Origin of the sequence: Allobosea sp. TAB14 (genome assembly GCF_052113865.1) — a bacterium.
GTDB classification, from domain to species: Bacteria; Pseudomonadota; Alphaproteobacteria; order Rhizobiales; family Beijerinckiaceae; genus Allobosea; species Allobosea spartocytisi.
This window is the reverse complement of sequence record NZ_JBFRDQ010000155.1, coordinates 1-9772: the sequence shown is the minus strand read 5'-3', so window position 1 is coordinate 9772 and position 9772 is coordinate 1. Positions and strand designations below refer to the sequence as shown.

Annotated in this window: 9 protein-coding genes and 1 pseudogene; 1 reads left to right on the top strand and 9 read right to left on the bottom strand. The window is 68.4% G+C overall.

Annotated features, from left to right (window positions below):
- The 6 genes and pseudogenes from AB4Y99_RS20535 to AB4Y99_RS20510 form a co-directional block, all read right to left on the bottom strand.
- Positions 1-210: pseudogene (locus AB4Y99_RS20535) on the bottom strand (indole-3-glycerol phosphate synthase TrpC); the annotation flags it as partial.
- Positions 211-221: 11 nt separating this feature from the next.
- Positions 222-1235 (bottom strand): anthranilate phosphoribosyltransferase, encoded by a 1014-nt coding sequence (trpD, locus tag AB4Y99_RS20530; protein ID WP_441524619.1) that lies wholly within the window; start codon positions 1233-1235, stop codon positions 222-224.
- Between the two features lie 16 nt (positions 1236-1251).
- Complete coding sequence (locus AB4Y99_RS20525; RefSeq protein ID WP_441524618.1) at positions 1252-1869, bottom strand: anthranilate synthase component II; 618 nt, start codon at positions 1867-1869, stop codon at positions 1252-1254.
- 189 nt (positions 1870-2058) lie between these two features.
- On the bottom strand, positions 2059-3093 hold the full coding sequence (locus AB4Y99_RS20520) for an aldo/keto reductase (protein ID WP_441524617.1): 1035 nt from the start codon (positions 3091-3093) through the stop codon (positions 2059-2061).
- 240 nt (positions 3094-3333) lie between these two features.
- A complete protein-coding gene (locus AB4Y99_RS20515) occupies positions 3334-4845 on the bottom strand; it encodes a helicase HerA domain-containing protein (RefSeq protein WP_441524616.1) in 1512 nt (503 codons plus the stop codon).
- A 128-nt stretch (positions 4846-4973) separates the two neighbouring features.
- Positions 4974-5306, bottom strand: coding sequence for a YARHG domain-containing protein (locus AB4Y99_RS20510; RefSeq protein ID WP_441524615.1), 333 nt, complete (start codon positions 5304-5306; stop codon positions 4974-4976).
- A 134-nt stretch (positions 5307-5440) separates the two neighbouring features.
- On the opposite strand from AB4Y99_RS20510, the gene AB4Y99_RS20505 reads away from it, so the two are divergent.
- Positions 5441-6127 carry a ceramidase domain-containing protein gene (locus AB4Y99_RS20505; RefSeq protein ID WP_441524614.1) on the top strand — a complete coding sequence of 229 codons (687 nt, stop codon included), beginning with the start codon at positions 5441-5443 and terminating at the stop codon, positions 6125-6127.
- Here the strand turns inward: AB4Y99_RS20505 and AB4Y99_RS20500 are convergent.
- The 3 genes from AB4Y99_RS20500 to AB4Y99_RS20490 form a co-directional block, all read right to left on the bottom strand.
- A complete protein-coding gene (locus AB4Y99_RS20500; protein WP_441524613.1) occupies positions 6108-6398 on the bottom strand; it encodes a hypothetical protein in 291 nt (96 codons plus the stop codon). The two genes, AB4Y99_RS20505 and AB4Y99_RS20500, sit on opposite strands and share 20 nt — an antisense overlap.
- A 68-nt stretch (positions 6399-6466) precedes the next feature.
- Positions 6467-7480: an AMP-binding protein gene (locus tag AB4Y99_RS20495; protein WP_441524612.1), complete on the bottom strand. Its 1014-nt coding sequence runs from the start codon at positions 7478-7480 to the stop codon at positions 6467-6469.
- 10 nt (positions 7481-7490) lie between these two features.
- Positions 7491-9335, bottom strand: a complete 1845-nt coding sequence (locus AB4Y99_RS20490; protein ID WP_441524611.1) for an extracellular solute-binding protein — start codon at positions 9333-9335, stop codon at positions 7491-7493.
- Positions 9336-9772: the final 437 nt, after the last annotated feature.

The following is a 9772-nucleotide window of genomic DNA, read 5'->3' as shown; positions in this document are numbered from 1 at the left end:
GATCAGCCCCTTGGACGGGCTCGCCTTCTTGATCTCGGCGATGAGCGCCGGCGTCCCGGCTGCAACCTTGGCGGCGAGAGCGTCGGCGAAGCCACGCGGCTTGCCGGCGGCGTACGCGCGGCGCTCGATCTCGGCCTGTGGGATCGCAGCCTTGGCGGCGGCGATCTCCTGGCGCTTATAGGCTTCGATCTTCGCGAGGATGTCGGTCATGGCCAGCCTCCTCAGCCGTTCGAGACGGCGATGAGCTTCGCGAGCGTCGCCTTGGCCTTGCCGGAATCGAGCGCAGCCGTGGCCTGGGCGAAGCCGTCCTTCAGATCCCCCGCCTTGCCGGCGATGAGCAGTCCCGCCGCCGCATTGAAGGCCGCGATGTCGCGGAAGGCGGTCTTCTCGCCGCCAAGCACCGCATTGAGGGCTGCGGCGTTCTGCTCGGGCGTGCCGCCGCGCAGATCCTCGGGCTTGGCGAGGGCGAGGCCGATATCGGCCGGGCTGATCGAGAAGCTCTCGATCTTGCCGTTCTCCAGCGAAACGACGCGGGTCGGGCCGGTGGTGGTGATCTCGTCGAGCCCATCCGAACCGTGCACGGCCCAGACGCGGGTCGAGCCGAGCGTGGCCAGCACCTTGACCATCGGTTCCAGCCAGGTCTCGGAGAAGGCCCCGACGAGCTGGCGTTTGACGCCGGCCGGGTTGGAGAGCGGGCCGAGCAGGTTGAAGATGGTGCGCGTGCCGAGCTCGGTGCGCACCGGCGCGACATGGCGCATCGAGGCGTGATGCGTCGGCGCGAACATGAAGCCGACACCGGCCTCGCGGATGCAGCGTTCCGTGCCGGCCGGGTCGAGCCCGACCTTGACGCCGAGCGCGGTCAGCACGTCCGCCGCGCCCGAACGTGACGACGCCGCGCGGTTGCCATGCTTGGCGACGGGCACGCCGCAAGCGGCGGTGATGATCGAGGCGAGCGTCGAGACATTGTAGGAGCCCGACGAATCGCCGCCGGTGCCGACGATGTCGATGGCATCGGCCGGGGCCTTCACCGGCGTCATCTTGCCGCGCATGGCGCCGACGGCGCCGGCGATCTCGTCGATCGTTTCGCCGCGCACGCGCAGCGCCATCAGGAAGGCGGCGGATTGCGCGTTCGTCACTTCGCCTGAAAGAATCGTGTCGAAGGCGTCGCGCGCCTCCTCTCGCGAGAGGCTCGCACCGGTGGCGACCTTGGCGATGAAGGGTTTGAAATCGTCCATGGAAACTCTGCGGAAATCAGGCGGATGGGGACAGGGCGGCAGCTTCGTGCTCGCTGCGCCATCGCTGGGCGAGGTCGAGGAAGTTCCGCAGGATCGTGGCGCCATGCTCGGAGGCGATGCTCTCCGGATGGAACTGGACGCCGTGAATCGGCAATTCGCGATGCGACAGCGCCATGATCAGCCCGTCATCGGTCTCCGCCTCGATGTCGAAGACCGTGGGGCAGGTTGCCCGGTCGACGACCAGCGAGTGATAGCGCGTCGCCTGCAGCGGGCCGTTGATGCCACGGAACAGGCCGCGCGACCGGTGCTTGATCGGTGAGACCTTGCCGTGCATGGGCAGGGCCGCCCGCACGACATCGCCGCCGAAGGCCTGTCCCATCGCCTGCAGGCCCAGGCAGACGCCGAAGATCGGCTTCACGCCAGCGCCCTCGCGCACGAGATCGAGGCAGATGCCGGCTTCGTTGGGCGTGCAGGGGCCGGGCGAGAGCACGATCGCGTCGTGCTCGCCATTGAGCGCCTCTTCGACCGTGAGCGCGTCGTTACGCCAGACATCGACCTCGGCGCCCAGCCCACCGATCAGGTGGACCAGGTTCCAGGTGAAGCTGTCGTAGTTGTCGATCAACAGAACGCGCATGGCCGGACCTGTGAATGCGGCTTGAGGTCATGCACGTTCGGGGGCGGGGTGGTCAAGTTTTGCGCGGGGCGCGGACGAGGTTCCAAGTCGGCGGGCAAGCTTCCGAGCCCTCATCCTGAGGAGCCATTCCCTTGGGAATGGCGTCTCGCGGCGCTCCTCAGGATGAGGGCTCGGCTTTTTGAAGTCAGCTCAGACGGCAGGCGGGTTGAGGCGCGCGAAGCCTTCCTGTCGACGATAGGGGGAATAGGGATAGGGCGCAGGACGCTCGCTGACGGCGTCCAGCCTCGCGACCTGCTCCGGCGTCAGGTTCCAGCCTACGGCGCCGAGATTATCGCGCAATTGCTGCTCGTTGCGGGCGCCGATGATGACCGAGGACACGGTCGGCCGTTGCAGCAGCCAGTTGAGCGCGATCTGCGGCTCGCTCTTGCCGGTTTCCTGCGCGATCGCGTCGAGCACGTCGACGATGGCATAGAGTTGCTCGTCCTCGACTTGCGGCCCGAATGCGGCGGTCTCATGCAGGCGGCTCGAAGCGGGCAGSGGCTGGCCGCGGCGSAKCYTRCCGGTGAGKCGGCCCCAGCCGAGCGGGCTCCAGACCAGGGCGCCSACGCCCTGGTCGAGGCCGAGCGGCATCAATTCCCATTCATAGTCGCGCCCGACGAGCGAGTAGTAGACCTGATGCGCGACATAGCGCGGCCAGCCATGACGCTCGGCCGCAGCGAGCGATTTCATCACGTGCCAGCCGGAGAAATTGGAGACGCCGACATAGCGCAGCTTGCCGGCCCGGACGAGCTCGTCGAGCGTCGAGAGAACCTCCTCGACCGGGGTGCCGGCATCGAAGGCATGCAATTGCAGCAGGTCGATGTAATCGGTGCCGAGGCGGCGCAGCRCATCCTCGGTCGCCTTGATCAGCCGGCTGCGCGAGGAGCCGGAATCGTTCGGGCCGTCACCCATCGGCAGCGTGGTCTTGGTCGAGATCAGCACCTTGTCGCGCCGGCCCTTGATGGCCTCGCCGAGCACCTCTTCGGAGGCGCCGTTCGAGTAGACATCCGCCGTGTCGAAGAGGTTGAGCCCGGCTTCGAGGCAGATATCGACGAGGCGGCGCGCTTCCTGGGCATCGGTATTGCCCCAGGCGCTGAAGAGCGGCCCCTGTCCGCCGAAGGTGCCCGCACCGAAGCTGAGGGCGGGAACCTTCAGTCCCGAATGGCCCAAACGCCGATAGTCCATGGTCAGAATCTCCTGTGAGGCCGCAAACATGGAGGCGCCGTGCCGGCGCGATTAGCCCGTCCAGGGGAACATCATTCGTGAGTTGAAGTCATCGATCCCGCACCACGCGGCGGACATCGGAGCGCGGGGCTTCCCAGACGCAGCGAAGCGGAGATCCGGGATCCATCGTCGAGCTGGACGCCTTACGATGGATCCCGGGTCAAGCCCGGGATGACCTGCAGGTTTTGTAGAAAAGGTGGTTCAGCCGCGCGCGCTGCGCGGCATGCCGGCGGTGCGCGGCTGGGCCAGTCCCGGCGCGGTCTCGACGCCGAGCGTCGGCAGGGCCAGCGTGCGCTGGCCGCGGAAATCGACATGGCAGACGATCAGGCCGCGTTCCTCGATATAGCCGAGCAGCCGCCGGGCCCGGCTCGGCGAATGGCTGCCATAGACCCGCGCCAGCTCCGCGTCGCTCGGGCAGGTTCCGCCTTCGATCGCCGTGCGTGCGATGAACAGGAACAACCCTTGCAGGTCCTCCGGCAAGGTGCCGGAAGCTTCCACCGCCGCTTGCCAGCCCTCGCTCGCTGCGATGCTGTCGTTCACGCCGGCGCGCGCCACGGCGAGCTTGCGGCGAAATTCCTCGAGGCTGAGATGGGTCCGGCCGAGCCGCCGCATCCGGCAGCGCACGGTGAAGTCCTGATACAGCACCGCGACCTGGCGTGAGCGCGCCTCGGGGTCGGCCATCAACTCGCGCAGGATCTCGGCCATGATCGCCTCGCGCTCCGCCGGCTCGAGCTCGATCTCCGGCTCGGGTTCCGGCAACGGGGCTGGGCGATAGGTCTCGATCTGGCGCAGCACCTCGCTCGGATTCGGGCGCGGGCGTGGAGCCGGGCGGACCGGCCGGGCCATCGGCGGCGGCTCGTCCTCGYCGGGCGTGAAGATCAGCTTGCCGGCATCCTCCGGCGCCTGCTCGGGCAGCGGCATCAGCCCCGGCGCGCTGCCACGGTCGACGGAACTCACCGCGCCGATCCGGATCGGCAGCGGGCGCTTCGACAAAGCGGGGCCGAGCGCGACGAACTGGCCRCGCTCSAGGTCGCGGAACATCTCGGCCTGGCGCCGGTCCATGCCGAGCAGGTCGGCGGCGCGCTGCATGTCGATGTCGAGGAAGGTGCGGCCCATCAGGAAGTTCGAGGCTTCCGCCGCGACGTTCTTGGCGAGCTTGGCGAGGCGCTGCGTCGCGATGACGCCCGCAAGACCGCGCTTGCGGCCGCGGCACATCAGATTGGTCATGGCGCCCAGTGAGAGCCGGCGCGCCTCGTCGGAGGCCTCGCCAGCCATCACCGGCGCGAAGAGCTGGGCTTCGTCGACCACGATCAGCATCGGGAACCAGAGCGAGCGGTCGACATCGAAGAGCCCGCCGAGGAAGGCGGCGGTGGCGCGCAACTGCTCGTCGGCTTCGAGATTCTCGAGGTTCAGCACCACCGAGACGCGATGCTGGCGCACGCGCAGCGCGACGCGCTGCAATTCCGCCTCGCCGCATTCGGCATCGACCACGACATGGCCGAACTGGTCGGCGAGCGAGACGAAGTCTCCCTCCGGATCGATGATGGCCTGCTGGACGAGCGGCGCGCTCTGCTCCAGCAGGCGTCGCAGCAGATGCGACTTGCCCGAACCGGAATTGCCCTGGACGAGCAGGCGCGTCGCCAGCAATTCGGCGAGATCGATGAGACCGGGCTCGCCGGTCCGTGTCGTTCCCATCTCGATTGCCGTCGTCATGCCGGTCGTGAATCGCCTTGAATGATGGTGCGCAGAAGCGCGGCCGGCGCTTCTAGCATGGCCTCGTCCCCGCCGGGCGCAGGGCAGGGCTGCATTCCACAGGCAATCGCCGGTGGGGTGAGGTCAGCTCAGCGCGGGCAGCGCAGCTCCCGTTCCTGCCGGACGATGTCGGCGACCGCGCGCCGGTCATTGGCGGAGAGCGGCACGTCCTCGATGGCGTCGTACTGGCAGCCGGCATTGCCGAAGGCGTCGATCGCGCGCTGGGTTCGGAAGCAGTAGCCTCGCGCCTTGTAGATCTCGTTGCGCGACGTCCACAGATCGGCGCAGCGTTCCGACTGGGCCTGGGCCGGGCCGGCCGCCAGCAGGATCGCCAAAACCGATCCAACCAAGACCGATCCAACCACGGCCGATCCGGCCAGTGCGCCGCGGAGCGGCTGGCCCGAAGAAATGCAGCGGCGCATGGCGATATCCTCCTCAGCCGGTTCTCGCGACGTTGTGAAGAAGCCCGGCGTCCGAAACAAGCGGGAAACCGCGACATGACCGTGTCATGACGACAGGCTTCCGCTGACACAGGCTCGAACCGGGAACCCTGCGGATGCGATTCGGCTATTGCGAGAGGCTGGATGCTGGCTTCTGGGCCGAGCCGCTCAACGCCATGACGAATGCAGCGTTTCTGATCGCCGGTTTCGGCGCTCTGTGGCTCTGGCGGCGCCATGGCAGGGGCGAGGCCGCTACGCTCGCGCTGATCCTGCTCGTCCTGACCATCGGCATCGGCTCCTTCCTGTTCCACACCATGCCCGATGGCTGGACGCTGGCGGCCGATGTCGTGCCGATCCAGCTCTTCGCCTTCGGCTATTTCGCTTTTGCCCTGCGCCGCTTCCTCGGGGCTCCCCCGGCCGCGACCGCGGCCGGAACGCTCGCCTTCTTCGGCTTTGCGCTGGCCCTGTCCTGGGCCGGGCGTGCCGTGCTGCCGCCGATCATGGCCGGCTCCGCCGGCTATGCCGCCTTCCTACTCGGGCTGTTCGGCATCGCCGCCGCATTGCCGCGCCGGCCGGAACTGGGCCGGGTGCGGCGGCTCGTCTCGTTGGCCGGCCTCGCCTTCGCCGTCTCGCTGACATTGCGCAGCACGGATGGCGCGCTCTGCGGGGCGCTGCCGATCGGCACGCATTGGCTCTGGCACCTCATGAACGCGCTGGTGCTCTATTGCCTGCTGCGCGCGGCGCTTCCGGGCCGTGAAGCAATCAGGGGCGCGGAGGCCGGGCCTACATCTCCAGGCAGGTGATCACCTGGACATAGCTCGGCGGCCCGCCGAGCTTCGCCCCCTCGACGCAGGTGTTGCGCTTGGCAACGGGGTATTGCGACCATTTCGCTGTGAGGTCGTTGCGGGCCTTTTCCTCATCCGTGCGGCAGGCGCTGACCGTGCCGCCGACGCTGTTGCTCGACTTGCCGACATCGCGACAGGTCGCCTCGATGTTGAACCTCGGCGGCCCATCGGCGACGGGAACCATCAGGCCGGAGGAGAGCGAAAGCGAAACGAGGCTGACGATGAGCATGGCGAACTCTCCATTGGCGCGCCCGGCCTGATCAACGCGTAGATACGGGCGCTGTTCCGCCTCCGATTCTAGCGTCTCGCAACCGTGATGTCCGCCGCCGAGCGGGCATCGATGTCGACGATGGCGAGATCGGGCCTGTCGAGCGCCGGATAGGCGCTTTGGCCGGTCCGTTGCACGAAGACGACGCTGGCCAGCGCATGGTGGCTCGCCAGCCGCGAATGCGCCAGCGCCGGCTCCATCTCGCCGGGCAGGACGAGATGGACATGGCGGCCGCCCTCGATGCAGGCCTGCAGGTCGCCGAGGCTGAACAGGCCGAGCGGCAAAAGCTCGACCCCCGTCAGCATCGCCATGCCCGGCCCGCTGGCCAGCGCCGCGAGGTCGCCCCCGACCAGGGTGGTGACGATGCGCGAGGAAGTGACGGGCTTCAGCAGCCGCGAAAGTTCCAGCGCCTTGCCGAGCACGTCACGCTCGGACACGGCGAGCGGGCCGGCCATCGTCGCCGCATCCACGACCTGCAGCGACGGTCGCTCGGTGATGGTCGGCAGCGGATGCAGCGAGGCATTCGCCATCAGCATGTCGAGCGGTGCGACGCCGTCGGGGATATCGGGGCCGAAGCCGCCGACGAAGCGGGTGCTGAAGGCGCGCATCGCCAGATTGCGCAGCGTCAGCAGGGGGCGCAGCGGACCGACCCGGCTGACGCCGAGCGCCATCACCGCGTCCGATGCCTCGATCAGCCGGAGCAATTCGAGCTCGTTGCCGTGGAGCGGCAGCATCAGGGGCGAAAGACCGGCGCGCAGGCAGGCCAGAATGGAAACGATCGCCTCGGGGCCGAGCGGAGCCAGGATCGCRACACTCGCGCCGGGCTGCCCCTTGTTGATCGAGAGCAGCCTCGCCAGCCGGTCGATGCGCTGGTCGAGCTGCAGGAAGTTAATCGAGGCCGGGTTGACGTCGCTCCAGCCGCGCCGGCCGGGCGGATCGCGCAGGGCCGCCTCGTAGCCGCGCCCGCTGGTCAGCGCCGAAAGCAACGCGTCGAGGTCGAGCCCGTCGAGCAGGGCGGTGGCTTCGTCCTGTTCAGCCCGCATCGACGGTCCTTCAGTTCGCCGCGGGCGGAGCGGCCGGAAGCCGCGCCAGCGTTTCGGTGGACAGGAAATAGGCCGGCTGCCGGCCGCTCAGCACGACGTCGCGTGCAAGGGCGAGCCATGTATCCGGGAGGTAATAGAGCGGCACCACGTAGAAGCCCGAGATCAGCAGCCGGTCGAGCACGCGCGCCGCCGCGACGAAATCCTCCCGCTCGCGTGCCTTCAGCAGGCCTTGCAGCGCGGCATCGATAGCCGGCGACTGGACCCCGGCATAGTTGAGCGAGCCCCGGCGCGCGGCATTGGCGGAGCCCCAGCGGCCGATCTGCTCGTTGCCGGGCGAGGCCGAAGCGGGCCAGGTCCACTGGATCATGTCGAAATCGAAGGCGGATAGCCGCCGCCAATACTGCACGTCGTCGATCAGCCGCACCTGCGCGGCGATGCCGAGGCGGCCGAGCGACTGCGCGAAGTTCAGCGCCAGCCGCTCCTGCGGCCGGCTCGTCACCATGATCTCGAAGCTGAAGGGCTCGCCCTTGCCGTTGCGCAGGGCGCCGTCCTGCAGCGTGAAGCCGGCATCCTTGAGCAGGTCGAGCGCCCGGCGCGCCTGCTCGCGATCGCGGCCGGAGCCGTCCGTCTCGGAGGGCCGCCAGGTTCCGGCGAGGATGTCCTCGCGCACGGCGCCGGGGAAGGCCGCGAGCAGCGCGGTCTCGCGCGCATCGGCCGGCACGCCCAGCGCCGACAGGTCCGAATCGGAGAAGAAGCTGCCCGCCCGGCGATAGGCGCCGTGGAACAGGTTGCGGTTGACCCATTCGAAGTCGAACAGCAGCCCGAGCGCCTCGCGCACCCGGATATCGGCGAAGATCGGCCGGCGCGTGTTGAAGACCAGGCCGGTCATGCCCTTGGGCGTATCGAAATGCAGGGTCTCGCGGCGGATGCGCCCGTCATGGACGGCCGGGATGTCGTAGCCGGTCATCCAGCGGGTCGGGTCGCCTTCGAGCCGGAGATCGTAGAGCCCCGCCTTGAACGCCTCGAACAGCGCGTTGGAATCGCGATAGAAATCGTAGCGGATCTCGTCCGCGTTGAAGAGGCCGCGCATCACGGGCAGCTCTTCGGCCCAGAAATCCTTGCGCCGCTTCAGCGTCAGCGATTCGCCGGGCCTGACCTCGCTGACGACATAGGGCCCCGAGCCGAGCGCCGGCTTGAAGCTGGTGTCGCCGAAGGTCTCGGCATCGGTGGCGTGCTTTGCGAAGATCGGCATGGCGCCGATCATCAGCGGCAATTCGCGATTGGCGCCGTCGCCGAGCGCGAAGACGACGCGGCGGGGCGAGGGCGCCGACGCCCCGGTGACGCCGGACAGGCTGGCGCGGTGATATGGCTTTCCCTTCGTCTTCAGCATCTCGAAGGTGAAGAGCACGTCCTCGGCCGTGACCGGCTTGCCGTCGGAAAAGGTCGCGCGCGGATCGATCTCGAAGGCGAGCATCGTCCTGTCGGGATCGAGCTCGACCTGCGAGGCGAGAAGGCCATAGGCGGTGAAGGGCTCGTCGGCCGAGCGGTAGAGCAGGCTCTGCTGGACGTATTTCGGGACCGCGTCGGGCGCGACGCCGAGCACGATCAGCGGGTTGAGGCTGTCGAAGGTGCCCTGGATGCCCAGAACGATGCGCCCGCCCTTCGGGGCTTTCGGATCGGCATAGGGCAGGTGGCCGAAGCCGGGCGGCAGGGCCGGCGTGCCATGCATAGCGATCGCATGGCTGGCGATGGCTTGGCCTGCGGGAACCGAATCGGCGTGAGCGGGCCTGCCCGACGCGGTGGCGAAGGAGCCCAAGGCAAGCAGCAAACTGAATTCGCGACGCGACGGCGTCACGATTAATCGAGGCAAATCCATCGCACGACCTGATTCCCTGCCGAAGAATAGCATGGGGATGGGCTCGTCAGGCAGTTATTCGGGCTGGAATTGGGCGGGCGAACTCGCTAAAGGCGAGGGCGGGTGTCATTCAAACGCCTCAATCGCCCTTGATGTGCACGGCTTGCGGTGGCCGGCGCAACCATGCGATTGGGCCGCCGGCGGTGACGCACGCGGCTTGCGAAGTCGTGATCCCGAATTCGCCTGTGAGGAAAAGCAAGGAATGCCCGCTCCGTTTCGCTTGTCATCGTCTGCCCTGGCGCTCGTGCTCAGCGCGGCCGTGGGCTTTTCGCCCATCGCGGCCTTCGCTCAGGCCCCGGCCCAGCGGCCGGCGCCCGCGCGTCCGGCGGCCCCGGCCCAGCAGCCGGCCGCTCCCGCCCAGCAGCCCGGCGCTGCCG